21 protein-coding genes are annotated in these 25,058 nt (G+C 45.0%); 18 read left to right on the top strand and 3 right to left on the bottom strand.

The annotated features are described in order from the left end of the window. Positions 1-393 precede the first annotated feature (393 nt). The 11 genes from ACWYU8_RS06355 (at position 394) to ACWYU8_RS06305 (ending at position 14,313) form a co-directional block, all read left to right on the top strand. Positions 394-2,001, top strand: a complete 1,608-nt coding sequence (locus tag ACWYU8_RS06355; protein ID WP_457518129.1) for a DUF1302 domain-containing protein — start codon at positions 394-396, stop codon at positions 1,999-2,001. Between the two features lie 10 nt (positions 2,002-2,011). Beyond that, positions 2,012-3,373 (top strand): DUF1329 domain-containing protein, encoded by a 1,362-nt coding sequence (locus ACWYU8_RS06350; RefSeq protein WP_457518127.1) that lies wholly within the window; start codon positions 2,012-2,014, stop codon positions 3,371-3,373. A gap of 95 nt (positions 3,374-3,468) precedes the next feature. Further along, on the top strand, positions 3,469-4,626 hold the full coding sequence (locus tag ACWYU8_RS06345; RefSeq protein WP_457518126.1) for an alpha/beta hydrolase family protein: 1,158 nt from the start codon (positions 3,469-3,471) through the stop codon (positions 4,624-4,626). A 22-nt stretch (positions 4,627-4,648) separates the two neighbouring features. After that, the gene (locus tag ACWYU8_RS06340) at positions 4,649-5,599 is read left to right on the top strand and encodes a VOC family protein (protein ID WP_457518124.1); all 951 of its coding nucleotides are present in this window, start codon (positions 4,649-4,651) and stop codon (positions 5,597-5,599) included. A 168-nt stretch (positions 5,600-5,767) separates the two neighbouring features. Beyond that, positions 5,768-6,907, top strand: a complete 1,140-nt coding sequence (locus ACWYU8_RS06335; protein ID WP_457518122.1) for a WD40/YVTN/BNR-like repeat-containing protein — start codon at positions 5,768-5,770, stop codon at positions 6,905-6,907. Then, positions 6,904-9,369 carry an efflux RND transporter permease subunit gene (locus tag ACWYU8_RS06330; RefSeq protein ID WP_457518120.1) on the top strand — a complete coding sequence of 822 codons (2,466 nt, stop codon included), beginning with the start codon at positions 6,904-6,906 and terminating at the stop codon, positions 9,367-9,369. Before ACWYU8_RS06335 ends, ACWYU8_RS06330 begins: the two co-directional genes overlap by 4 nt. A 153-nt stretch (positions 9,370-9,522) precedes the next feature. Next, positions 9,523-10,653: an FAD-dependent oxidoreductase gene (locus tag ACWYU8_RS06325; RefSeq protein ID WP_457518119.1), complete on the top strand. Its 1,131-nt coding sequence runs from the start codon at positions 9,523-9,525 to the stop codon at positions 10,651-10,653. Positions 10,654-10,707: 54 nt separating this feature from the next. After that, entirely contained in the window at positions 10,708-11,292 is a 585-nt protein-coding gene (locus tag ACWYU8_RS06320) for a cupin domain-containing protein (protein ID WP_457518118.1), read from the top strand. A 68-nt stretch (positions 11,293-11,360) separates the two neighbouring features. Then, the gene (locus ACWYU8_RS06315) at positions 11,361-12,344 is read left to right on the top strand and encodes a fumarylacetoacetate hydrolase family protein (RefSeq protein WP_457518116.1); all 984 of its coding nucleotides are present in this window, start codon (positions 11,361-11,363) and stop codon (positions 12,342-12,344) included. A 76-nt stretch (positions 12,345-12,420) separates the two neighbouring features. Continuing rightward, the gene (locus ACWYU8_RS06310) at positions 12,421-13,740 is read left to right on the top strand and encodes an anaerobic sulfatase maturase (protein ID WP_457518114.1); all 1,320 of its coding nucleotides are present in this window, start codon (positions 12,421-12,423) and stop codon (positions 13,738-13,740) included. Between the two features lie 111 nt (positions 13,741-13,851). Then, positions 13,852-14,313, top strand: a complete 462-nt coding sequence (locus ACWYU8_RS06305; protein ID WP_457518112.1) for a hypothetical protein — start codon at positions 13,852-13,854, stop codon at positions 14,311-14,313. A 178-nt stretch (positions 14,314-14,491) separates the two neighbouring features. On the opposite strand, the gene uxuA is transcribed toward ACWYU8_RS06305, so the two are convergent. The 3 genes from uxuA to ACWYU8_RS06290 all read right to left on the bottom strand — a co-directional run bounded on the left by uxuA (position 14,492) and on the right by ACWYU8_RS06290 (position 17,647). After that, complete coding sequence (gene uxuA, locus ACWYU8_RS06300) at positions 14,492-15,673, bottom strand: mannonate dehydratase (RefSeq protein WP_457518111.1); 1,182 nt, start codon at positions 15,671-15,673, stop codon at positions 14,492-14,494. 130 nt (positions 15,674-15,803) lie between these two features. Next, a complete protein-coding gene (locus ACWYU8_RS06295; RefSeq protein WP_457518109.1) occupies positions 15,804-16,562 on the bottom strand; it encodes an FCD domain-containing protein in 759 nt (252 codons plus the stop codon). 107 nt (positions 16,563-16,669) lie between these two features. After that, on the bottom strand, positions 16,670-17,647 hold the full coding sequence (locus ACWYU8_RS06290; RefSeq protein ID WP_457518107.1) for a DctP family TRAP transporter solute-binding subunit: 978 nt from the start codon (positions 17,645-17,647) through the stop codon (positions 16,670-16,672). Between the two features lie 291 nt (positions 17,648-17,938). Between ACWYU8_RS06290 and ACWYU8_RS06285 the strand changes: the two genes are divergently transcribed. The 7 genes from ACWYU8_RS06285 to ACWYU8_RS06255 all read left to right on the top strand — a co-directional run bounded on the left by ACWYU8_RS06285 (position 17,939) and on the right by ACWYU8_RS06255 (position 25,034). After that, positions 17,939-18,451, top strand: a complete 513-nt coding sequence (locus ACWYU8_RS06285; RefSeq protein ID WP_457518106.1) for a TRAP transporter small permease — start codon at positions 17,939-17,941, stop codon at positions 18,449-18,451. 15 nt (positions 18,452-18,466) lie between these two features. Next, positions 18,467-19,768 (top strand): TRAP transporter large permease, encoded by a 1,302-nt coding sequence (locus ACWYU8_RS06280; RefSeq protein WP_457518104.1) that lies wholly within the window; start codon positions 18,467-18,469, stop codon positions 19,766-19,768. Between the two features lie 58 nt (positions 19,769-19,826). Continuing rightward, a complete protein-coding gene (locus ACWYU8_RS06275) occupies positions 19,827-21,290 on the top strand; it encodes a fructuronate reductase (RefSeq protein WP_457518103.1) in 1,464 nt (487 codons plus the stop codon). A gap of 10 nt (positions 21,291-21,300) precedes the next feature. After that, entirely contained in the window at positions 21,301-22,704 is a 1,404-nt protein-coding gene (gene uxaC, locus ACWYU8_RS06270; protein WP_457518101.1) for a glucuronate isomerase, read from the top strand. A gap of 9 nt (positions 22,705-22,713) precedes the next feature. Further along, on the top strand, positions 22,714-23,676 hold the full coding sequence (locus ACWYU8_RS06265) for a sugar kinase (protein WP_457518099.1): 963 nt from the start codon (positions 22,714-22,716) through the stop codon (positions 23,674-23,676). Positions 23,677-23,692: 16 nt separating this feature from the next. Then, the gene (locus tag ACWYU8_RS06260) at positions 23,693-24,322 is read left to right on the top strand and encodes a bifunctional 4-hydroxy-2-oxoglutarate aldolase/2-dehydro-3-deoxy-phosphogluconate aldolase (RefSeq protein WP_457518098.1); all 630 of its coding nucleotides are present in this window, start codon (positions 23,693-23,695) and stop codon (positions 24,320-24,322) included. A gap of 76 nt (positions 24,323-24,398) precedes the next feature. Beyond that, positions 24,399-25,034, top strand: coding sequence for a hypothetical protein (locus ACWYU8_RS06255; RefSeq protein ID WP_457518096.1), 636 nt, complete (start codon positions 24,399-24,401; stop codon positions 25,032-25,034). Positions 25,035-25,058 lie beyond the last annotated feature (24 nt).

Below are 25,058 nucleotides of genomic sequence, written 5' to 3'. Positions count from 1 at the left end.
GATCCTTAGCTTTTAAAACTGATTGTATGAGTAATTGACAATTTAAAGATTAAATATTTGATAGAGATCACTTTTGATATTTTATGTAATTTAATTACAAAATGGTGTGACTTAACTCATTTAAATTTTAATTTTCTATTTCATGATTGCAATTCCGTATGATTTAGTTCCTTAGTGCTGTCATTTTTGAGTTTTAGATGATTATTTTTTGTATGTTAATAATATGTTTCTGAATTATCGAATGCTCAATTAGATTAAATTGATTTTACCGAATCTATTATATTAACTAGATTGAATTTGTTTCTGTTTGATTATTTTGATTGCTGGTTAGTATCACTGCTTTTTTTCATGTTCAGAACAATAAAATAAAAACTCATAAGGGTGGCAATAAAAATGAAAAGGACGAGATTTATTCATTCAATACCGTTTAAGTTAACGGCACTGGCAGTTTTATGTGGTTCAAATAGTGTTTTAGCATTTCAAGTGAACACCTCGAACTCTGACATTAGGGTGCAATTTGACAATACGGTTAAATACAGTAGCGCTTACCGTTTGAAAGATCCTTCAGAACTATTAACCAGCTCGCCTAATCAGGATGATGGCAACAATAACTTTGATAAAGGGTTCGTTTCGAATCGATTCGACTTGTTTTCTGAACTGGACGCTTCATACAAAGAGATGGGGCTACGTGTCAGTGGTGCCGCTTGGTACGATTTTATCTACAACCAAGACACAGACAACAAGAGTTTCACATCAAACCATCAGCCAGCCAGCGAGTTCTCTGATTACACGCGTGAAATCATGGGCCGGAAAGCAGAGCTAATGGATGCTTTCGTTTATGCGCGAATCCCTGTCCACAATGATATGACAGCAACTATACGAGCGGGCCGATACGCTTTGATTTGGGGCGAAAGTCTGTTCTATGGCGCGAATGGTATCGCTGGTGGTCAGGCACCGATGGACGTAGTTAAGTTGCAGTCTGTCCCTAACTCCCAGTTTAAAGAAGTGGTTCGTCCGACGGGAAAAATCTCGTTCAGTCTGCCATTAACCGAAACCCTTTCATTTGGCGCGTACTGGGGATTTGAATGGGAAGAGAGCCGTCTGCAACCTGCCGGTGCGTACCTTTCAACGGGAGACACTCTTGGTGGTGAAAGAGTGCTTGCAGGGCCAGGTGTACAGTTTGACCGCATCGGAGATATTGAAGGTTCAGACTCAGGCCAATACGGTGCTCAGCTTCGCTGGACCAGCTATGACTTAGATGCGGATTTTGGTTTGTACGCCATTCGATATAACGCCAATACGCCTAGCAATATTTATTTCAAGCTAGATCAAACGTTTACTCCTAGTGAATACCAATGGGTTTACCATGATGGGATCGAAGCCTATGCAGCGAGTATGGCTAAGAGTATCGGTATATGGAGCTTAGCAGGGGAGATTTCCTATCGAACTAATACGCCACTTGCCAGCTCAAGCGCGTCTGTTACTCCGATGAGCCCGAACTATGACAACGATAAAACTCCCGGCTATGCATTAGGTGAAACTGCTCATATCAACTTTAACTGGCTGGCAAGCCTGGGGCCGAGCTTTATCTCTGATGAAGCGAGCTTTTTAGGTGAAGTGGCCTGGAACAGACGTTTGATCGTTGACGAAAACAAACAGATGCTAAACCCCAACTCTGACCGTGACGCGACGTCATTCCGTTTGGTATACAGCCCGACATACCGTCAGCTTTTTAGTGGGTTAGATGTCTCCCCTGTTGTTGGTTACCACCATACATGGGGCAACTCATCGGCTATTGGTCCTTCTTTTGGTATAGATGGTGGTGGCGATGTCAACGTTGGTGTTAATGCCCTTTACCTCAATCAATGGAAGTTTTCACTAAGTTATATCAGTTACTTAGGTGATGAAGGCAACTACCTGGATGACAATCGGGATCCGCAATACAAGCAAGCATTAAAAGACCGTGATTTTATCGCGATGTCAGTCAGCACTACATTCTAAGGAGAGAACGATGATGGGCAATTTTAGAAAAGCGACCGTTCCGGCATGGGTCACTGTGGCTATCTTTGGGACACTATGCGGTAGCAGTTGGGCGCAGGTGACGGTCGAAGAGGCCGCTCGACTTAATAGTGATTTAACGCCTTTTGGTGCTGAGCGAGCGGGTAACGCAGATGGCTCTATCCCTAAGTGGACTGGTGATTTGGCTAAGTCGCAGGCCGAACCGCAAGGAGGCAAAAGACCGAACCCTTTTAAAGATGATAAACCGCTTTATACCGTGAACGCCTCGAACATGGAACAGTATGCCGATAAGCTGACCGATGGCGTGAAAGCGATGCTTAAAAAGTATCCGAACACATACAAATTAAACGTATACCCGACGCACCGAACTGCTTCAGCACCACAGTGGGTTTATGACAATACCGCAAAAAATGCAGTTAACGCCACGATGGATGGCGACATGATCCATGGTGCCTACGGTGGTATTCCGTTCCCTATTCCTCAAAATGGTCTGGAAGCGATTAACAATCATCGCCTGGCATGGCGAGGCGCAAGCTGGGAAGCCAAGATTACTCAGTATCAGATTACTGCCAATGGCGACCAGGTATTGACTACCGATGGCGTATTAAAGCAGAACATGCCTTATTACTTCCAAGATAAAGACCCTAAAGATTTTGATGGCTATTTCTGGGAAGTAAACCTGGAGAACTTCGGTCCGCCAATTCGTGCCGGTGAGCGCATTGTAGGCCGTACCAATATCGATGCAGATAAATCGGCAGCCTATGTTTACTTAACCGGACAGAGAAGGGTAAGAAAACTGCCGAATGCCTGTTGTGATACACCGACTCCGGCTTCTGCAGGCCTGATGTCTTTCGATGAACTGTCAGTGTTCTCAGGACGAACCGATCGCTTTAACTGGAAGCTACTTGGCAAGAAAGAGTTGCTCGTGCCTTACAATCAAAATGGCTTCTTAGAGTACTCCGATCAAGAGGCAATTACGGGTAACCACCTAAATCCAGAAGCAGTGAGATGGGAGCTACACCGAGTTTGGGCTGTAGAAGCGACGTTAAAAGATGGCATGAGACACCAAGCTCCGCGAAGCGTCTATTACCTGGATGAAGATGGCTGGACTGCGCTACTTGCTGACCGCTGGGATGCGAATGGCCAACTGTGGAAGACGCTATGGATGTTTAACTATGTGATGCCTGATTTTCCGGGCACGGTTCAGCAAACGTTCGGTTATTACAATCTGCTGTCTGGAGAGGCATATGTATCAAATTTGTTTAATGGCGGAGACAACCACCATATCCCGAGCAAACGCTGGGCAACGAATATCTTTACCGGCCAGGGGTTAGCGGCTCAAGGGGTACGTTAACTAACTCAGTTATAAAAAGATAGCCAGAGCATATCTGGCTATCTGTTAAATACAACAATTCTTTATTTAAGCAGTTTGACTCAAAAGGAGTGAGTATGTTTCGTTATTTTCCCACCAATTATCCTTGGGATTTGTCGATTAATTTGGCCCTGGAAATGGGTGCAAAGATTGGTGAAGTTGAAGAAATGTGTGCCCCGTTAAAAGAAGCGGCTGATGCGAAAGACGCGGCAGGCTCGAAGGCATTTCGCGAAAGCTGGGAGCGCATGGGCGACAAGCTTTGCCTGCTAGCTGAAGAGGATGAAGCCAGAGGGCGCATGATTTCTGCTGGTGAAAAATATGGTCGAGCCTCTACGTACTACATTACGGCGGAACGTCTTCAAGGCCATAATTCACCGGGCCGAATTGATCTGTACAACAAATTTATACAGACATTTCTGCGCGGGATCGATCTTGCACAAGAGAACTGTCAACGCGTGGAAATTCCATATGAAGGCAAACATTTATCTGCACTTTATGTAAGAGCGGAAGGGGTATCTGGTAAAGCTCCGATTCTTGTTCAGGTAAACGGTCTTGATTCTACGAAAGAGATGAAATATCGCGTTGGATTACCTCAATGGCTGGCTAAGAGAGGCGTCTCCTCGTTGATTGTTGACCAACCAGGAACTGGTGAGGCACTGCGCTTACAAGGCTTAACTGCACGTTACGATAGTGAGCATTGGGCGAGTAAAGTGGTTGATTGGCTAGAAGAACAAGATGAAGTTGATTCAAGCCGTATTGGTATGGAAGGGGTCTCATTGGGTGGTTACTACTGCCCACGAGCGGTTGCGTTTGAACCTCGCTTTGCGTGCGGGGTGGTCTGGGGAGCAAACCATGACTGGCGTGATGTACAAAAACGCCGTTTAGAAAAAGAGGGTAATTTCCCTGTGCCGCATTACTGGGAGCATGTGCGCTGGGTATGGGGCGCGAAAGACATGGATGAACTGTTCTCAATCGTTGAAAACGTACATCTGGATGGTGTGATCGAGAAAATCAAAGTGCCGTTTTTGGTTACACATGGAGAAAAAGACTCTCAGATCCCTCTTAAATGGGCGCACCGAACTTATGAGCAGTTGATTAACAGCCCGCAACGTGAACTCAAGATCTTTACCGAAAAAGAAGGTGGGGTTCAGCATTCTAGCTTTGACAACTCGGCCAACGCGGGAGCGTATATCGCCGACTGGGTTGCTGAAGTATTGCAAGGCCATACAGCCTAAGAAAAAACATAAGGATAGTGATATGAATATTACAGGCTTAGAAACCATCGTATTTGCTGTAGAAGACGTCGCTGAGTGCAGTCAGTTCCTGCTTGATTATGGTTTGACACCCGTTGACGTGACGGAACGTGGTGGCCGTTTTGAAGCACTGGACGGAACAGGCGTTGAGTTGGCCCATGTCTCAGATGAGAGTTTACCGCCTAGCATTAACCCGAAATGCATGATGCGCAAAACGGTAATGGGTGTCGCGGATGAACAGACACTACAAGCGATTGCAGTGGAGTTAGAGCAAGACCGTGAAGTTATTACTTTGTCGGATGGTTCTATTGAGTCCACTGATGACAGCGGTTTCGTGATTGGGTTTCAGCTTAGTGTACGTAAACCGCTTGATTTAGATGCGGAAATTGTTAATGCCCCTGGTGTGGAAGTAAGTCGTGAAATCAACAAAATTGGAGTCGATGTAGATGCAGATATCCGTCCGCGTACGTTGTCTCATATTGTTTACTTTGTCCCTGATCCGGTTAAGGCTGAAGCGTTTTATGTCAACCGTTTAGGTTTCCGTTGTACCGACCGCTTTGAGGGGGTTGGTCCGTTTTTACAACCGGGCGGTAACCTCGATCACCACACCCACTTCTTAATTGGTGCGCCACCGTTTATGCAGAATGTCGAGCACTTCACTTTCCATTTCGGTGGACCAACCGAAGTCATGCAAAACGGTTCCCGATTCATTGAGAAAGGCCATCAGGCATTTTGGGGGCCGGGTCGTCACATTATGGGTTCCAACTGGTTCTGGTACTTCAAAAGTCCGTTTGGATGCCACATCGAAATGGATGCGGATATGGATTTGCATGACGAAAGCTGGGAAGCACGTTCATTCCCAATGGGAGCGGATTCGTCGCAAGCATTTTTACTTCGATACCGTGATAAGTGGTCACCAGGTCCACAGACACCAGAACTAGGTGATTATGCATAACGCCTAGCTAAGCCGGCGTGTAACGTTGGTGAGGTCATGCTGGGTATTCATCGCAAGGTGAATACCCAGCACGACAGGATACAAGACATTTAGGTCACACAACGAATTTTGTATTAAGTTGCTGCTGATGGACGGCAAGGCAACATCAAGGGCTGGGGGAATTGCAGCATGTCTTTTGATTCTAGCAAGGTAGCGAATAACCGACAGAGTTACATCGTTACCGGCCAAAGTCACAATAAACGACGAGATTACATCACGTTACTCACTGCGATCGGTCTCTTAGCCGCATTGTTATTTATCTCGCGCGCCCAGGCATTTGTAGCCGATGCGCTAGAAAGACCTGCAACTAAAACCGAACTAGGTGCTCATTCAGTTTTATTAGGTTCTGCTTATGCAGATCAACGCATTGTTGTTGTCGGTGAGAGAGGGCTCATCTTGTTATCGGATGACCAAGGCAATACCTGGCAGCAAGCTGAGAGCCCTGTGAGTGTTACTTTAACTGCGGTGAAGTTTTTTGATGATAAGTTCGGCTATGCCGTGGGCCATAGTGGCGTGGTATTGAAAACCGAAGACGCTGGCCAGCACTGGTCGATTGAAATGAATGGCATTGATTTCGCGAATCTTCTCTTGGAAGAAGCGAAGCTTAGGCAAGATGAGATGGGAATTGCGACAGCAAAACGCTTTGTTGAGGACGGACCGGACAAACCACTTCTCGATATAATGTTACTAGGGCCTGAGCATCTGGTTGTTATTGGTGCATATGGACTGGCGTTTGAAAGTCGTGATGGCGGTCAGACATGGCAATCTTGGTTTGATCGAATTGACAACCCAATGGGAATGCATTTGTACAGTATCCGTCAAGCGGGAGCCCGTATTTTAGTCAGCGGTGAACAAGGTTTTATTGCTTTGTCTGCTGATCACGGCCGAACCTTTCAAACCTTAAACAGCCCATACGAAGGCAGCTTTTTTACCGCTCAGTTAACTCAGCAGCAAGGTATTGTGCTTGCTGGTCTACGTGGCAACGCGTTTATTTCACACGATAACGGGGTCCAGTGGAACAAATTAGCGGTGCCGGTGCCCGCTTCAATCAGCGCTTCGGCAATCACCGCTAACGGGCAGATCGTCTTTGCTAATCAGGCAGGCATGGTACTGCGCCTCAAGGGTGAAAAGCTTGTTCCTGTATCGATGAAGCCAATGCCGTCACTGACAAATATGCTCAGCCAATCTGAAGATCGTTTGCTCGCATTAAGTGTGCGTGGACCTATCGCACTGAATTTAGAAAATGACCAGTCAGGAGACGAGAAATGAAATATCCATCTCAACCTCTATCCGGCACAAATCAAGAATTTGATCCTAACAGCGGCTCACTGATAGAACGCACCCTGTTTAATCATCGCTGGTTAGTTGTCGTGTTATTCGCTTTAGTTACCCTAGTGTTGGGTTGGCAGGCAACAAAACTGAGTATTAATGCTAGCTATGAAAAGACGCTGCCAACCCATCAGGCTTATATCCAAAACTATTTGCAGCATAAAGATAGTTTAACGGGTTTGGGTAATGCCGTGCGCGTTGCAGTCGAAAGCCCAACAGGCTCAATTTACGATGCTAACTACCTGGATGCACTAAGAGAACTGAGTGATGAAATTTTTCTTCTGCCGGGCGTCGATCGTATGCAGATGAAATCATTGTGGACGCCATCCACTCGATGGATTGGTGTGACTGAGTTGGGTCTAGAAGGCGGACCTGTTATTCCTGATAACTATGATGGTTCAGCGCAGAGCCTGGCACAGTTGAAAGCGAATATTGATCGTTCCGGAGAAATTGGTCAGCTGGTTGCAGCAGATGGTGAGTCGACGGTTATTTATGTACCGCTCTTTAGTAATGATTCTGATGGAAGCCCACTGAATTATCATGAAGTAGCGACCCAACTAGAGAATCTAAGAGTCAAATATCAGCAACAAGGGCTCGTCATTCATATTACGGGCTTCTCTAAGCTAATCGGTGATTTGATTGATGGTGTACAGAGCGTTTTATGGTTCTTCGCACTGGCGGTAGTCATCGCGACCGCTATGGTTTTTTCGTACACCCGCTGTGTCCGTTCTACGGGGCTAGTGGTGTTTGCTTCGATTTTAGCCGTGGTTTGGCAGTTAGGTTTACTGCCGACACTTGGCTACGATCTCGATCCTTACTCAATACTGGTGCCATTTTTAGTCTTTGCGATTGGTATGAGCCATGGTGCTCAGAAAATGAATGGCATTATGCAGGACGTTGGTCGAGGTTTTGATAAGCTCGTTGCCGCTCGTTTTACTTTCCGACGCCTGTTTATGGCGGGTTTAACCGCACTTTTAGCGGATGCGGTTGGCTTTGCTGTGCTGTTAATGATCGATATAAAAGTCATTCAAGAGCTCGCTATCGCAGCCTCAATTGGCGTAGCGGTACTGATTTTTACTAACTTGATTCTGTTACCGGTGCTGCTGTCATTTATCGGTGTTAGTGAAAAAGCCGCTCAACGAAGTATCAGCCACGACTCTGTAATTGACGACCCAAGCAAAACACCGCGTCTGTGGGCGTTCTTCGATATGTTCACGCAGCGCAAGTGGGCGATTGTTGGTGTTGCATTCGGTGTTGTGCTTGGTGGATTTGGCCTTTATGAATCTCAAAAACTAAAGATCGGCGATTTAGATCAGGGAGCCCCTGAACTCAGAGCAGACAGCCGCTATAACCAAGATGTGGCATTCATGAATCAACATTATGGTGCCTCCAGTGATGTGTTCGCTGTGATGGTCACAACGCCTGACGGTCAGTGTTCTCAATACGAAACACTAAAGAAAGTGGATGATCTTGAGTGGCAACTGCGCCAGCTACCGGGAGTGGAGTCTACAAAATCACTGTCGCTGTTGTCTCGTCGTGTTTTGTCCGGGCTGAACGAAGGTAACCCGAAGTGGTATGAATTCTTACCTAACCAGAGCATGCTTAACTACATTACTGCGGGAGCGCCGCGAGGCTTATACAACAACAGTTGTAACCTGCTAACCGTATATGCCTACCTGAGTGATCATAAAGCCGACACTTTGACTGGTTTGGTTAACCTTGTGACTCAATTTGCCGCTGAAAACGATACGCCGGACGTGAAGTTTTTAATGGCGGCAGGCAGCGCGGGCTATCAGGCTTCGACCAACATTGTTGTAAAAGACGCCTGGTACAAGATGATGTTCATGGTTTACGCCGCCGTTGCAGTTTTGTCTTTAATAACCTTCCGCTCTATGCGCGCTGTTGTCGTGGCACTAGTGCCCCTGATGCTCACTTCTGTCTTAGCTGAAGCGTTGATGGTTAACCTCAATATGGGCGTTAAAGTTGCGACCTTGCCAGTCATCGCACTTGGCGTAGGTATCGGTATTGATTACGCACTGTACATTTTATCGATAACTCTGGTTGAGCTGCGTAAAGGTGCGTCGTTGTCACAGGCTTATCTCAGAGCACTCAACTTTACTGGCAAAGTCGTAATGTTAACCGGCTTTACCTTATCAATCGGCGTCATCACCTGGGTGGCAAGTCCCATTAAGTTTCAGGCGGATATGGGGTTGCTGCTGGCCTTCATGTTTATCTGGAACATGTTGGGCACGCTGATTGGTTTGCCTTCATTGGCGTACTTTTTACTCAAGCCTAAGCCACAGAAGTCTGAGGTTAAAAGTGAAGAGAACGAACAGAGCAACTTGGAAGAGAGTACGGCGAAGAATGCTTCTTTGTCTAATTTCACCGCAGTATTTAAGTAGACGGTCAGGTTTTAACTTGCCAGTTTTGAACGAAATAGTCAGACCCGATGGAGTTCAGCATTCAACATCACTCGCTCAACATTCAAGGCTTAATGGTGATGTGAATGCTTCCAAATGATAGGGAAGAATAATAAGGAAAAGGGAGTAATCAATATGACGGACGTGAAGAAAGTACTGGTCGTTGGCGGAGGTTTCTCCGGAATGGCAGCGGCAATACAAATGAGTCGTAATGGTATGGAAGTCGATCTGGTTGAAGTCGATCCGGACTGGTGTCCATTGGGAGCGGGTATCACAGTTAATGGTGCAACGCTTAGGGCTCTGGATGAATTGGGACTGTATAAAGAGGTCGTAGAGCAAGGTTGTATTAGCGACGGGCTCGAAATTTACACCGGGAGCGGACATTTACTCGTTCAGTTACCGACACCGTCGCCACAGGGCAGCACTGTCGCCGGAACTGCGGGGATCTTCCGTCCCACACTTGCGAAGATCATGGCCAAAGCGACGCGCGAATCAGGTGTGAATGTGCGTTTAGGTTGCTCTTACACAGACATAGAGCAGGGAGAAAATAGTGTAGCGGTTCAGTTTACCGATGGTAATCAAAGTGAGTATGACTTAGTTGTTGGTGCTGACGGTGTGCACTCTCATTTGCGTGAACGGTTTTTCCCTGAAGTGGCGAGTCCTGAGTACATCGGTCAGGGCGTATGGCGCGCCATCGTGCCGCGACCAGAGCGTATAGAGCGAGTCTGTATGTGGCTGGGCGACCATCTTAAGCTAGGGGTTAACCCGGTTTCTGATACTCATATGTACATGTTTATTACAGAAGACCGTCCGACAAAAGAACACATTGACCCGATAACCTGGCCACAAGTGTGTGCGGATTTAATGAAGCAGTTTAGCGACCCTTTCATTGAATCTTTAATTCCGCATGTGTTTGAAGAAGGAGCGAATATTGACTACCGACCGTTAGCTAATTTAATTGTCCCGACACCATGGAATCGCGGCCGATTAATTCTGATTGGAGACACGGTCGCGGCTACATCACCGCACCTAGCGTCAGGGGCCGGGATTGGTATTGAAAGCGGGTTAGTTCTGGCTCAGGAGTTAGCTTCTGACCAAACATTACAGCAGGCTTTAGACCGCTTCCATGAACGTCGTTGGGAGCGTTGCCGGATGGTTGTCGATAACTCCGCACGCCTGTGCAAAATTGAAATTGAAGGTGGCGATAAAGAAGAGCATTCACGTATTACCCGTGAATCACTCTTTTTGCTTAGTCAGCCGATTTAATAATAAACCAGTTTGTTAAAAATTACTCCATAACGAATAACTTAAGGAATAAGCATGAGTTTACCTGATATACACCGCGTGGTGACCGGCCATGATGAAAATGGCAACGCAATCATTACTCACAATGGCCCGCTATCAACATTAATGGATTTGGAAGCTGTACCGGGAACGCGTTTTCACGAAATCTGGAATACCAGTGCGACACCAGCAGTAATTGATAATGGTGACGATCCAACCATAGGTCCGGTAACATTGCCACCGCCTAAAAATGGTACTCGTATCCGCTTTGTTGACATTCCGCCAGATACAAAAGAGTTCCTCAACAATGGGCACGAAAAGATGCAGGGCATGTTTGAAAGTGTTGGTGATAATCATGCTTCGACAGTAAAGAAAGACTCTCCTCATCCACTTATGCACCGCACACAATCCATCGACTACGGGATTGTTATTGAAGGCGAACTAACATTGATTGTTGACGACGGTGAAGTGGATTTGAAGCCTGGCAGTGTCGTTGTTCAGCGAGGTACAAACCACGCGTGGGCCAACCGAACAGACAAAATGTGCCGTATTTTGTTCATTTTGGTGGATGGCGAATATGAGCCGGAAATTGCACGTGCAATAGCAACTCACGACGAGTAAATCGGGATTTAATAACGATAAAGTCGAGTTTGCATTTGGCTTTATCGTTGCATTGATTGGAGAATAAAATGAAGTTTGCGACTTTAACTGACGGCAGTCTGGACGGTAGCTTACTACTGGTATCAAAAGATTTATCTCAGGCAGTCAGTGCGGCTCATATTGCCCCAAATTTATTGACGGTCGTTCAAAACTGGAGTCAGTATCAGCCACACTTAGAAGCTCTGTATCAGCAGCTTAACGATGGTTTGCTGCCGTTAGCTTTTACATTCAACCCCGCCCAATGTGGTGCGCCTTTGCCACGCAGCCCACAATGGTTAGATGGTTCCGCTTTTTTAAACCACGCTAAGCTAATGGAACAAGCCTTTAATACTAAACCTATCGCTGATATGGATACCATCCCTGTCATGTATCAGGGAGCCAGTGATGACTTATTAGGTCCACATGCGGATGTGATGATGGCTTCTGAAAACGACGGGATCGATTTTGAGGGCGAGTTCGGCGTCATTGTTGATGAAGTCGCAATGACAACATCCAGTGAAAATGCTGAGCAACACATTCGCTTGATTGTACAAATCAATGACTGGAGTTTGCGAGCGCTGGGCCCAAGAGAAATGGCAACGGGTTTTGGCTTTTTGCAGGCTAAACCTTCCTCAAGCTTCGCTCCTGTCGCGGTCACGCCCGATGAGTTAGGGGATGCTTGGCGAGATGGCAGAGTTAACATGCATTTGGCGGTTGAATGGAATGGGAATAGATTCGGTGAACCACACGGTAAGGAGATGAACTTCTCGTTTGGTCAGTTAATTGCTCATGCTGCCCGCAGCCGCAAATTAACCGCTGGCAGTATTATCGGTTCAGGGACGGTTTCAAATAAAGCGCGAAGTGCGGGTTCGGCATGTATTGCAGAGCGACGTGTGATCGAGATGATAGATCTGGGAGAATGTAAGACTTCATTTATGCGCTTTGGTGATACAGTGCGCATGCAGGCTAAGTATGAAGATGGTCACGATGGACCGTTTGGTATCATCGAGCAGCAGGTCGTTGCAGTCAGCTAAGTCTTACTAAATTTGTCGCAGGAGAGCGTCAGATAATCTCAATACAGTAAAAACCGTAGGCCATCAGGGAGAGGCAATGTCGTACGAGAACATAAAAGTAGTCGATGTCACGGCTGAGGAGCATAACCAGCAGCTATTTAACCGCGCAAAGCTGGTTGAGCCCAAAATGAAGTTTAAGCATACCGACAGAAGTGGTATCCGTAGTTTTCATACCATGTTAAAGCCAAGTGGCGCTCAATGTAATCTCGATTGCTCTTACTGTTTTTATCTGCATAAAGAAGATTTATTTGCTCAGCCTAAGCGTCCGCGTATGAGCGACGAGGTATTGGAACAACATATCCGTCAGTACATAGAGGCTAATACCGGAGAGCAGGTGGTATTCACTTGGCAAGGTGGTGAGCCAACTTTGATGGGATTAAACTTTTTTAAAAAAGTTGTCATTTTGCAAAAGAAATACCAGAAAACGGGGCAGGTGATTTATAACGATCTGCAGACCAACGGCACTTTACTGAACGATGAATGGTGTGAATTTTTAGCCCGACATGATTTCCTTGTTGGGTTGTCAATTGATGGCCCGGAGGCGTTTCACAATCGCCATCGCATGACCAAAAATGGTAACCCCAGCTTCCATTCGGTTATGAAAGCAGTCAATTTGCTACATAAGCATAATGTGGAATTTAACGCATTGTGCGTAGTTAATCGTGATAACGCACAGTACCCGTTGGAGGTTTATCGCTTTATCCGTGACGAAGTGAAGCCTGCCATTATTCAGTTCATACCAGCGGTTGAACCGAATAGCTTTACTGATGTTGCGCCGGGATTCTGGCCTAAAGAAGCTTTTCCGAAAATCGGTGGGGGAGGTTATCAACCCGGAGAGGCGAAATCTATCGTGACAGATTGGAGTGTGCCAGCAAAGCAGTGGGGCGTCTTTCTTTCTGCCGTTTGGCAGGAGTGGATCGAGAAGGATTTCGGTGCAGTATTTGTCGACCAGTTTGAAAATATAATCTCAATTATGTTTGGTCGTGGAGCTCAGAAATGTGTGAATGCCAAGCAGTGTGGTGGAGCAGTCGCATTAGAGCATAACGGTGACATTTTTAGTTGTGATCATTTTGTCTATCCGGAATACAAGTTAGGCAATATTGCAGATGTACATCAGGTTGACGCCGTATTTTCTTCTCAGCAAGTGGCATTTGGTTCTCATAAGTATCAATCGCTGCCAAAATATTGTCGTGAGTGTTACTTTTTAGAAATGTGCTGGGGTGAGTGCCCTAAAAATCGTTTACTAAAAACGCCGGAGGGTGAAAAGGGGCTAAATTATTTATGTGAAGGAATGAAAATATTTTACTCCAAGGCACTTAATAGTCTTCCTGTATTAAAAAACAGACTAAATTTATAACTTTATTTTATCTACATTAATTTCTCTTTTCTCATTATGACTTAGACACAGAAATACTCTGTGTCTAAGCTGTGCGATAAACTGTACCCATTATTATATTGGAGAATATAAATGGAATCGGAATATTATTTAAAAAAGGAATCTTTAGTTAGCTTTGTCATTAACTCTGTTCTTAGTTTATTGTTTCTGTATTTAGTTTTTTATCCGGTAAAGAATTTACCAGTGTGGGGTGTCGATGGGTTGCTCCTAGACTCAATGATACAAGGCTTTGCTATTGGGTTGATGGCGTCATTAGTGCCGACATTGATAACCTCAAAACGCGTTGCCGGTGGAAAGCTAAACGGACTGATGATGAGAGATAACTGGCAATCACGCCATTATATTATCGCTAGTTTATTATTCGCACTGTTGTCAGCACTATTGAGTCTAGCTATAAATTTTGGTGGGTTTCTATTGCTAGATATAAATTCAATATCATTTTATTCTGCGTTGGTCTTTAAAGTTATATTGGGTGGAGTACTAGGTGCATTAGTAACTTATCAATCTTTACCAATAGTAAGTAGTAAAACGTAATAGGTTATTATTTTCTAATCTTTAACCAAAACCTAAAGTACTTTTTATTTTTACATGTGATATGAATTTTTATCAGTTAAACATCGAGTAATACAGTAAGGAGTTTCTCGGATATACTGGCAGTGTAAACAATAAAAATAGACCCGGCTTATAGCAGGGTCTATTTGGGTGCAGATATTTAACTATATAGCGTTCGTTTTAGTGCTAGCTCTACGCCACGTATTTCCGCAAGACCTTTTAGGCGGCCAATACAAGAATAACCAGGGTTAGTTTTCTTTTTCAGGTCATCAATCATTTGATGGCCGTGGTCAGGGCGCATTGGGATTAAGCGAGTCTCACCTTCGCCTTTACGGCGGTATTCTTCTTTAAGTAGTGCGTTGATAACATTATACATATCAACGTCGCCCTCAAGGTGTGCCGCTTCGTGGAAACTCATCGGGTTTTCTTCACGTTGAGTTGAACGTAGATGCGTAAAGTAAATACGATCACCGTAAGTTTCGATCATTTTCACAAGATCATTGTCGCCACGTACACCGTAAGATCCAGTACACATTGTAATGCCATTCATCTTGCTCGGAACTGCAGTAGTTAGTGCTTCAATGTCTTCAATGGTTGATACAATTCTAGGCAGGCCTAAAATCGGACGCGGTGGATCGTCCGGATGTACAGCTAGCTTGAGGCCATATTGCTCACAAACTGGCATTAGCTCTTTCAAGAACAATACCATGTGCTCACGAAGCTTCTCTTTATCGATATCTTTGTAAGTATCAAGGCGAGCCTGAAACTCTCCCAGTGTGTAGCCTTCTTCAGCGCCAGGGAGACCTGCGATGATGTTTGAAGTTAGCTTATCGATTTCCGCTTGAGTCATTGACTCGAAGCGCGCTTGTGCCTCTTGTTGTTCTTTTTCTGTATAGTCAGCTTTTGCGTTTGGTCGCTTAAGAATGTGCAGTTCAAATGCTGCAAACTCGATTTGATCAAAGCGCAGCGCTTTTGAACCATCTGCAAGTTGGTATTCTAGGTCAGTACGAGTCCAATCAAGTACTGGCATAAAATTATAACAAACGGTATCAATACCGCACTCAGCGAGGTTAATCAGAGATTGCTTGTAGTTTTCGATCCACTGAGCGTAGTTACCTGTGCGAGTTTTAATTTCTTCATGAACTGGGACGCTTTCTACAACAGACCAGACAAATCCTTTCGCTTCGATAATCGCTTTACGTTTTAGGATTTCTTCTTTTGTCCAAACTTCACCATTTGGAATATGGTGCAGTGCGTTCACAATGCCAGTTGCACCCGCTTGTTTAATATCATCTAGTGATACAGGATCGTTAGGACCGTACCAACGCCATGTTTGTTCCATGTAATTTACCTTGTATTAGACGCAGTCAGCCCTACTCAAAAATGAGTACAAAACTAAATGCGTTTACTATTTTTAGCTATACAGAGGTATAGCTAGCTATATTGGAAGTAATGATTAACAGCGACAGTAGTTAATTCGTCTTCAGCGATATGACTGGATTTGAATTGAACAAATATCCATCAAAGTTAGGGTCATCAATATCAGACAACTCAAGTAGGCGTTGTTTGACATTTTCAAGGTGTTGCCACATGGCACTTTTGGCTGCAATAGGGTCTCGGCGTTGGATGGCAGCAAGTATTTTCTCGTGGTCATCCACCCACTCGTTACGATAATCTTGACCATGTATCCGGGTGTGGAGTTTTTTCCACATTGGGCTTTTGAAACGCCCTCCCCATGATTGCTTTAAGATATCGACCAATACAGTATTTTGAGTAGCTTCAGCGATACAAACGTGGAACTGTTCATCTCCACGACTCTCTGCTGAACCGCTTTCTAGCTCTTTGCGCTCTAAAGCGAGTGCTTGACGCATTCGACCAATATCACTAGGCGTGGCCATCGTCGCTGCAAACTCTGCAATATTACTTTCTAGTAGCTGGCGAGCTTGAAGCAACTCAAACGGACCTACGTCATCGTCGATTTCGTTGTCTACTGTATCGGCTGACGATGGAATATTACAAACATAAACACCAGAGCCTTTCTTAACCTCTACTAACTTCTGGAGCTCCAACATAATGATCGCCTCCCGCACGACTGTACGACTAACATTCATGCGTTCTGCTATATCACGTTCAGGAGGTAGCCTGTCTCCGACTTTGTACAGACCTTCCATTAATTCATTTTGTAGTATGAGCCCAATTTCTTGGTACGCTCTTTTCGGTGTATTAGACATTTGATGCTATTTTTAAATATTCCATCTGATTCTTACGCTATGATAATGGTAAGAAATAATTGGTCAACCAAAATTTTATAAAAGTGGCAACTTCCTAATTTTACTGATTATTGAACCGATTTGATCTTGTCCACCAGTTTGCTTAGCTCAGGGTTGGATGAAGCAATCTCTGTATACATAGGCTGTACAGCTTGCACGAATGCATTTTTGTCTGGTTCAACAAACGTTACGCCCATCTTTTCTGCTTTCTTGCGCTCTTTCGCTTCAGATTCAGCCCAAAGTTCTTTCATGTACTCAGATGAAGCTTTAGCAGCTTCCATCAAAGCTTCTTGCTGTTCTGTTGTTAGGCTATCGTATGTTTTAGTCGAAACTACTAGAACATCTGGAACCATAGTATGTTCGTCCATACTGTAGTATTTAGAAACTTCGCTATGACGACTCAAGCTAAATGAAGGAATGTTGTTTTCTGCTGCATCAACAACACCTTGTTGAAGTGCTGTGTAAAGTTCGCCGTATGCAAGTGGTGTTGGGTTACCGCCCAGCGCTTTAACCATCGCGATTGCTGATGGGCTTGGCTGTACGCGTACCTTAAGGCCTTTAAGATCCTCTGGAGTATTAATTGGTTTACTTGTATAGAAGCTACGTGCGCCTGCATCGTAATATGTAACACCAATAAATCCACTGTCTTTGGATGAATTCAGTATTTCTTTGCCAACTTCACCACCAGTCACTGAGTAGTAATGTTCTTTGTCTCTAAATAAATAAGGAAGGTTGAAAGCAGAGTAGGCTGGAGAGAAGGCTTCTAGCTCAGCAGCGTTACTCTTTACCATATCAAGCGCACCGTTTTGCATCAGTTCCATTGATTCACGTTGAGTGCCGAGTTGGGCATCAGGGTAAATACGAATTCGAACTTCTCCATCCGTTAATTTTTGTACTTCTTTTGCCATGTAGTCCATCGCTTTATGAACCGCATGGTCTCTAGGATGGTTGTGGCTTAATTTTAACGTTGTCGCTGCGAAAGCAGATGCAGTGGAGCCAAGTAGCATTGCAGCCCCAACCGCTGCACCTAATACTGTTTTTTTCATATCAGTAACCTTTTTTATTCGTAATTAATTTATAGAGCAATTTTTGTTTCGAATGGATATTGGCATGCCAATATCCATTGTTCAAACATAAATTCCGCCTAAATTGTCTTGGATCACAATAAAAGTAAACAATTTGGTGTGCCAATTGTTGTGTGATTCAGCTCACGTGACAAGTTCAGTTGGCTATTTATAATCCCCCACGAACCTTACGACTTAACCAAGCACCGGCTAAAAATAAAATTCTTGTATTGGTAAACCATATTGGAACGCGGTGGTTTAAAGGAAATGAAAATGAATAAACTGGTCAACTACATTAATAAGGGGCTTGCAGCATTTACTGTATCTCTATCGACCTTTCTTGTTTTTTGTGTAATTTGGCAGGTCTTATCAAGATATGTAATTGGTAAACCAAGCACAGTTACTGACGAACTTGCTAGATATCTCTTCATGTGGGTTGCGTTGATCGGCGCAGCTTATACAACCGGCCTCAAACGTCACCTGGCCATTGATCTTCTGACGATGACGCTTAAAGGGAAGCGCAAAATTGTTAATGAAATAGTTATTCAGATTGCTATCGCTGTTTTTGCCGGGGTTGTTCTGGTGTATGGCGGAAGTCAGTTGGCTATGAAAACTTTAGCTACCGGACAGGTAACGCCGGCGTTAGGGCTAGAGATGGGATATATCTATTTTTGTCTTCCAATCAGTGGAGCATTGATGATCTTTTATTCTGTGATTTTTTCTTGTGAACGAGTGAAATCTCTTTCCGCTAATGATGAATGCTCTGTTGAATCACAAGCAGACTAATTAAGGACTCCACTTATGGAAATGCAAATTCTACTAATACTATTTGGCACGTTTGGTGTGCTGCTGGCTATTGGTGTGCCAGTCTCATTTGCGATCGGACTCTCGTCGCTTACCACTATCTTAACAAGTCTTCCGCTTGAGCCTGCTATCGCAGTAGTCGCACAAAGGATGGCTGCCGGATTGGATAACTTCGCATTGCTGGCGATTCCGTTTTTTATTCTGGCTGGCAACATTATGAACCAGGGTGGTATTGCCCTTCGCTTAATTAACTTTGCGAAAGTACTGGGCGGTCGATTACCAGGCTCTTTAGCGCACGTTAACGTGATGGCAAACATGATGTTCGGTTCGATTTCTGGTTCAGCTGTGGCTTCTGCTGCTGCGGTTGGTGGTACGATGGCACCACTACAGAAAAAAGACGGATACGATGAGCATTTTTCTGCCGCTGTGAACATTACTTCATGTCCTACCGGTCTGTTGATTCCACCAAGTAATACATTGATCGTATTTTCGCTGGTATCTGGTGGTACATCTATTGCCGCGCTTTTCTTAGCAGGATACATCCCGGGTATTTTAATGGGATTAAGCTTAATGCTTGTTGCTGGTTTCATCGCTAAGCGAAGAGGTTACCCTGTTGCTGAAAAACCGACACTACGTGTTGTGTGGGATACGTTTGTAAAAGCTGCACCTTCGTTAATGCTTATTGTGGTTATCATGGGCGGTATCATCGGTGGTATTTTCACTGCAACAGAAGCATCCGCTATTGCTGTGGTATACACCTTTGTTCTTGCGGTACTGATTTACAAAGAAGTTGCTTGGAAACAACTACCTAAAATTGTACTTGAATCAGCAGTGACTACATCCATTGTACTCCTGTTGGTTGGTGCGTCAATGGGTATGTCTTGGGCAATGGCCAACGCAGATATCCCATACATCATTGCTGACGCTCTGCTGGCAATCTCAGAAGATCCTTTAATGATCCTTTTGATTATTAACCTAATTCTTTTGATTGTTGGTATCTTCATGGATATGACTCCGGCGATTCTGATTTTCACACCTATTTTCCTGCCGATTGCATTGGATATGGGCATTGACCCAGTTCACTTCGGTATCATGATGACCTTTAACCTGGCTATTGGTATTTGTACTCCTCCTGTAGGTAGTGCGTTATTCATTGGTTGTTCGGTAGCAGATGTGCCGATTAATAAAATTATCAAACCATTGTTGCCATTCTATGCAGCTCTGGTAGCTGCACTTATGGCTGTTACCTTTATTCCTGAGCTGAGTCTGTTCTTACCGAAGCTGGTTCTGGGCTACTAAATCTAATCCATAAATTTATATACTTCTCGCGGGGTTCCCGCGAGATGGGGATAACTAAATGCAAAATATTTCTAATACGGTATTGAATAAAACCGTTCAGTTGAATAATTACGACCGTTCTAAACTGAAGTCACGAATCGTTCATCTGGGGTTTGGTGCGTTTCACCGCGCTCACCAAGGCTTATTTACAGATGAGGTTGCACGTAAGTCTGAAAGTGATTGGGGGATCTGCGAAGTTAACCTTTTTGGTGGTGAAGAATTAATTAGGTCACTTCGCAAGCAGGAGCATCTATATACCGTTGCTGAAAAGGGGGCTGAATCGACTGATGTTAAAGTGATTGGTTCGGTGACTGAGTCGCTACATCCGGCGCTTGATGGTGTTGAGGCTGTTGTTGAGAAAATGGCAGAGCCACAAGTTGCGATTGTTTCTATGACCATTACAGAAAAGGGTTACTGTGCAGACCCTGCGACAGGGCGACTAGATAAAAATAGTCCGCTTGTTATCGCAGATTTAGAAAACCCAACTCAACCTAAATCGGCATTGGGTTACATCGTACAAGCATTAAAAATTCGTCGAGAGCGTGGTTTAACACCATTTACGGTAATGTCTTGTGACAATGTGCAAGAAAATGGCCATGTAGCAAAAGCTGCCATTCTTGAGTTTGCAAAATTGCTAGACGCAGAGTTAGGTGAATGGATTGAAGCCAATGTGACTTTCCCATGTACTATGGTTGACCGCATTGTTCCCGCGGCAACAGAAGAAACATTAAACGAAATTACTGACCTTCTGGGCGTTCAAGACCCATGTGGTATTGCATGTGAACCATTCCGCCAGTGGGTAATCGAAGACAACTTTGTTGCAGGCCGTCCTGATTGGGATATCGCAGGCGCAGAACTGGTTGCAGATGTTGTACCTTACGAAGAGATGAAGCTACGTATGCTGAATGGCAGTCACTCTTTCCTTGCGTACCTTGGCTACCTCGGTGGCTATGCGCATATCTCTGACACAATGACCGACGAAGGCTACCGTAAAGCAGCACTGGATATGATGCTAAAAGCTCAAGCACCTTCGTTAAATATGCCAGAAGGTACTGACCTGGAAGGTTATGCGAAATTGCTTATCGATCGTTTCACTAACCCAAGCCTAAAGCATAAAACGTGGCAAATCGCAATGGATGGCAGCCAGAAGATCCCTCAGCGTATGGGCGGCAGCTTACGTTTCCACCTGGAGCAGGGCTCTGATTTCAAATGGCTGGCTGCAGGCATCGCGGGCTGGATGCGTTATGTGTCAGCCGTGGATGAGCAAGGCAATGAGATTGATGTTCGTGATCCTATGGCTGAACAACTAAAAGCGATATGTGATGAGCATGGTCAGAACGTATCGGTTGTACCAGCGCTGTTGGCAATCGAAGCAATTTTTGCACCGGAAATCGGTCAGAATCCAATGGTGATTGATGCGGTAAGCTCTGCATATCAGTCTTTGATCGAAAATGGCGCTCGAGCCACTGTGGCAGCACTTTAAGGGGAAAAAGATGAAAAATTTTCTGTGTGACGACTTCTTATTAAGCAATGAGACTGCTCGTCGTCTTTACCATGAGCATGCTGCAGATAAGCCAATTTTTGATTACCACTGCCACTTAAATCCGGCAGAGGTTGCACAAAACCGCCAATTTGAAAACCTGAGCCAGATTTGGCTTGCAGGTGATCACTATAAATGGCGCGGGATGCGTTCGGCAGGTATTGAGGAACGCTTGATCACAGGCGATGCGACTGAATATGAGAAGTTCCAGGCTTGGGCTAAAACCGTCCCAATGACGCTGGGTAATCCTCTGTTCCACTGGACACATCTAGAGCTTCGTCGCCCGTTTGGTATTACCAATAAGCTATTAAACGCCGAAACTGCAGACAGCATTTGGCACGAATGTAATGAGCTTCTGCAAACGCCGGAATTTACGGCTCGTGGCATCATGAAGCAGATGAATGTTGTCATGGCAGGGACAACGGATGATCCAATCGACTCACTGGAGCATCATGCAGTGATTGCTGCGGATGAAAGCTTTGATGTTAATGTATTACCAAGTTGGCGCCCAGACAAAGCCTTCAAGATCGAACTTGATGTTTTTGCGGAATACATGACTCTGCTTGGTCAGACGGCGGATATTGAGATTTCGAACTTTGCAACGCTTCTGGAGGCTCTGGACAAGCGCCTCGCACATTTTGATGCTCATGGTTGTCGCGCAGCAGACCACGGTATTGAAATCGTACGTTATGCTGAAATTCCTTCAGAACAAAAGCTTGATAGCTTAATTACTCGCCGTTTGAATGGAGAAACATTGTCAGAAACGGAATGCGCTCAGTTCTCGACAGCAGTACAAGTATGGTTAGGTAAGCGTTATGCGAAGTTGGGTTGGGTAATGCAGCTGCATATTGGTGCTCAGCGCAATAACAACACGCGCATGTTCAAGATACTGGGCGCTGATGCCGGCTTTGATTCTATCAGCGACCGCACATTCGCATTTGAGCTAGCACATCTGCTTGATGATATGGATAAAACCAACGAGCTACCTAAGACGATCCTCTACTGTCTAAACCCTCGTGACAACGAAATGATGGCAACCATGATTGGTAATTTCCAAGGTGGCGGTATCGCAGGTAAGGTTCAGTTTGGTTCTGGTTGGTGGTTCAATGACCAGAAAGATGGCATGCAACGTCAAATGGAGCAGTTGTCACAGCTTGGTCTATTAAGCCAGTTCGTTGGTATGCTGACAGATTCACGCAGCTTCTTATCGTACACGCGTCACGAGTACTTCCGCCGAATCTTGTGTGACATGGTTGGCCGCTGGGCTGAAAATGGCGAAGTGCCAAATGACCTGTCTTTACTTGGTCCAATGGTTGAAGATATCTGCTTTAACAACGCTAAGCGTTACTTTGCCTAAGAGCTTGTTATGAAAAATATCGCTATTATCGGAGAGTGCATGATTGAGCTAAACGGTAAGCCGTTTGGCGCTATGCATCAAACCTTTGGTGGAGATACGCTCAATGCCGCGGTTTATTTAAGCCGCGGTTGCGAACTCAATACCGAAGATCGAGCCATTAAGGTTTCATTCGTTTCTGCAATGGGTACCGATCCTCTCAGTGAAGGCATGGTGACCCGCTGGCAAGGGGAAGGCATCAGTACAGATTTAGTGTTGCGGGATGAGAAACGTACTCCCGGGCTTTATCTTATTCAGCTAGACGATCAAGGCGAGCGTACTTTTTTGTACTGGCGTAATCAATCGCCGGCACGCTACCTGCTTCAGCATCCAGACTTTACTCGTATCGAAGAATCCTTGACTCAGATGGACATGGTGTTTGTGAGTGGTATCAGTCTTGCGATCCTGGAAGAGGAAGACCGAATTAAGTTGCTGAACCTTCTGGGTGCTTTACGCATTCAGGGCGTTGAGGTTGCGTTTGACAGTAACTATCGCCCGGCTCTGTGGCCTGATGATGAACTTAAAACGGTTAAATCAAATTACCGAACCATGTATCAGACCACGGATCTCGCTTTGGTTACCTTCGATGACGAACAGCTCATTTGGGGGGACAACACTCCTGAAGAAACACTGACTCGATTGCACAAACTAGGTGTTAACAAAGTGATTGTTAAGCTTGGTGAAGAAGGATGTTTGGTCGGAGATAGCATCAATGACAGTTGCTATTCGGTTGCTACAACACCAGTTGAAACCGTGGTAGACACAACATCAGCAGGGGATTCATTTAACGGCGGTTTCTTATCTAGTTATCTAGCTGGTGGATCTTTAGAACAGTCGTGCCAGCGTGGTAATGCGCTTGCCGGTGTTGTTATCCAGCATCGTGGTGCAATTATTCCTAAATCAGCCACAGATATTGTGACGAAAAAACAGAACTAATGACAAAGGATTTATAATGTCTATAATCAACGAACAGCTAAAAGCGCTTAAAATTATTCCGGTTATCGCTATCGATAAAGCCGAAGACATCATTCCACTAGGTAAAGTGTTAGCAGAAAACGGTCTACCAGTCGCTGAAATTACGTTCCGTTCTGATGCGGCTGTTGAAGCAATTCGACTACTTCGTGAAACTCAGCCAGATATGCTGATCGGTGCTGGTACGGTACTTAATAAAGAACAGGCGATTGCGGCTAAAGAAGCAGGGGCGACTTTCGTTGTATCGCCGGGCTTTAACCCGAATACGGTAAAAGCCTGCCAGGAGATTGGTATTGATATTATTCCTGGTGTAAATAACCCTAGTGCAATCGAAGCAGCGCTGGAAATGGGTTTAACTACGCTTAAGTTTTTCCCCGCGGAAGCGTCCGGTGGTGTAAACATGGTGAAAGCCCTTCTTGCTCCGTACGGTGACGTGCACATCATGCCTACAGGCGGCATTAACCAGAAGAACATCAAAGACTACCTTGCAGTGCCACGTGTACTTGCGTGCGGCGGAACTTGGATGGTTGATAAAAAACTGGTTGAAGCTGGTGAATGGGAAGAGCTTGCTCGTCTAACTCGTGAGGCGGTGGATCTCGTTAACGCTTAATCAAAATTTTCGAGTCCAAACCTCTCCTTTCGGAGAGGTTTTTTTATATCGAACAAATAATACTGGACGGTTTGTAATGAATATTTTGTTTCTCCATACACTTGATAGCAATACTAAACTATTTGAACCACTCGCTGCGGTGAAATTTCCCCAACATGATATCAGCCATGATGTTCAAGAAAGTTTCCTTACCGACATTCGTAACAATGGTCAAACTGAGCGATCAACTCAGGTTATCCATCAATACCTTAAAGCCAAGCTCAATGATGGATTCGACTACATCATCTGCACCTGCTCCACTTTAGGTTCTGTGGTAGACAGTTTTCCTGATGAAAACGTGTTCAGAGTTGATAAGCCGATGGCGAAGATCAGTGCGCAGTATGATAGTGTGCTAGTTGCGGTGACCCTCGAAAGTACTATCGAACCGACAGGGGCGTTACTTAAGTCACAAGCCCCGGAAACGCAGTTCACATTCAGACAGATTGACCGTGCATGGGATCTCTATACAGAAGGCAAGCTGGACTCGTTTAATCGCTGTATTGCCGAAGATATCGGCCAAACGTTACAGTCGGAGCAACATTATCAAGCCGTTCTGCTCGCACAGGCTTCAATGGTGAACGCCGCTTCTCTGATAACAGAGACGCTTCCGGTTTTGACGAGCCCTGACACTTGTATGGATTATCTTGCCGGGCGATTAAACGCAGAATCTTAGGCGAGAGATTTACGCGATGTTAAT

It is taken from the genome of Vibrio limimangrovi, from assembly GCF_054064025.1.
Note: the sequence above shows the minus strand (reverse complement) of the source record. Positions and strands in the feature narration are given on the sequence as shown.

What these genes read in the sequence shown, in the direction of transcription:
- ACWYU8_RS06355 (WP_457518129.1), top strand. Translation starts at nt 394, where the DNA reads ATGAAAAGGACGAGATTTATTCATTCAATACCGTTTAAGTTAACGGCA.
- ACWYU8_RS06350 (WP_457518127.1), top strand. Translation starts at nt 2,012, where the DNA reads ATGATGGGCAATTTTAGAAAAGCGACCGTTCCGGCATGGGTCACTGTG.
- ACWYU8_RS06345 (WP_457518126.1), top strand. Translation starts at nt 3,469, where the DNA reads ATGTTTCGTTATTTTCCCACCAATTATCCTTGGGATTTGTCGATTAAT.
- ACWYU8_RS06340 (WP_457518124.1), top strand. Translation starts at nt 4,649, where the DNA reads ATGAATATTACAGGCTTAGAAACCATCGTATTTGCTGTAGAAGACGTC.
- ACWYU8_RS06335 (WP_457518122.1), top strand. Translation starts at nt 5,768, where the DNA reads ATGTCTTTTGATTCTAGCAAGGTAGCGAATAACCGACAGAGTTACATC.
- ACWYU8_RS06330 (WP_457518120.1), top strand. Translation starts at nt 6,904, where the DNA reads ATGAAATATCCATCTCAACCTCTATCCGGCACAAATCAAGAATTTGAT.
- ACWYU8_RS06325 (WP_457518119.1), top strand. Translation starts at nt 9,523, where the DNA reads ATGACGGACGTGAAGAAAGTACTGGTCGTTGGCGGAGGTTTCTCCGGA.
- ACWYU8_RS06320 (WP_457518118.1), top strand. Translation starts at nt 10,708, where the DNA reads ATGAGTTTACCTGATATACACCGCGTGGTGACCGGCCATGATGAAAAT.
- ACWYU8_RS06315 (WP_457518116.1), top strand. Translation starts at nt 11,361, where the DNA reads ATGAAGTTTGCGACTTTAACTGACGGCAGTCTGGACGGTAGCTTACTA.
- ACWYU8_RS06310 (WP_457518114.1), top strand. Translation starts at nt 12,421, where the DNA reads ATGTCGTACGAGAACATAAAAGTAGTCGATGTCACGGCTGAGGAGCAT.
- ACWYU8_RS06305 (WP_457518112.1), top strand. Translation starts at nt 13,852, where the DNA reads ATGGAATCGGAATATTATTTAAAAAAGGAATCTTTAGTTAGCTTTGTC.
- uxuA (WP_457518111.1), bottom strand. Translation starts at nt 15,673, where the DNA reads ATGGAACAAACATGGCGTTGGTACGGTCCTAACGATCCTGTATCACTA.
- ACWYU8_RS06295 (WP_457518109.1), bottom strand. Translation starts at nt 16,562, where the DNA reads ATGTCTAATACACCGAAAAGAGCGTACCAAGAAATTGGGCTCATACTA.
- ACWYU8_RS06290 (WP_457518107.1), bottom strand. Translation starts at nt 17,647, where the DNA reads ATGAAAAAAACAGTATTAGGTGCAGCGGTTGGGGCTGCAATGCTACTT.
- ACWYU8_RS06285 (WP_457518106.1), top strand. Translation starts at nt 17,939, where the DNA reads ATGAATAAACTGGTCAACTACATTAATAAGGGGCTTGCAGCATTTACT.
- ACWYU8_RS06280 (WP_457518104.1), top strand. Translation starts at nt 18,467, where the DNA reads ATGGAAATGCAAATTCTACTAATACTATTTGGCACGTTTGGTGTGCTG.
- ACWYU8_RS06275 (WP_457518103.1), top strand. Translation starts at nt 19,827, where the DNA reads ATGCAAAATATTTCTAATACGGTATTGAATAAAACCGTTCAGTTGAAT.
- uxaC (WP_457518101.1), top strand. Translation starts at nt 21,301, where the DNA reads ATGAAAAATTTTCTGTGTGACGACTTCTTATTAAGCAATGAGACTGCT.
- ACWYU8_RS06265 (WP_457518099.1), top strand. Translation starts at nt 22,714, where the DNA reads ATGAAAAATATCGCTATTATCGGAGAGTGCATGATTGAGCTAAACGGT.
- ACWYU8_RS06260 (WP_457518098.1), top strand. Translation starts at nt 23,693, where the DNA reads ATGTCTATAATCAACGAACAGCTAAAAGCGCTTAAAATTATTCCGGTT.
- ACWYU8_RS06255 (WP_457518096.1), top strand. Translation starts at nt 24,399, where the DNA reads ATGAATATTTTGTTTCTCCATACACTTGATAGCAATACTAAACTATTT.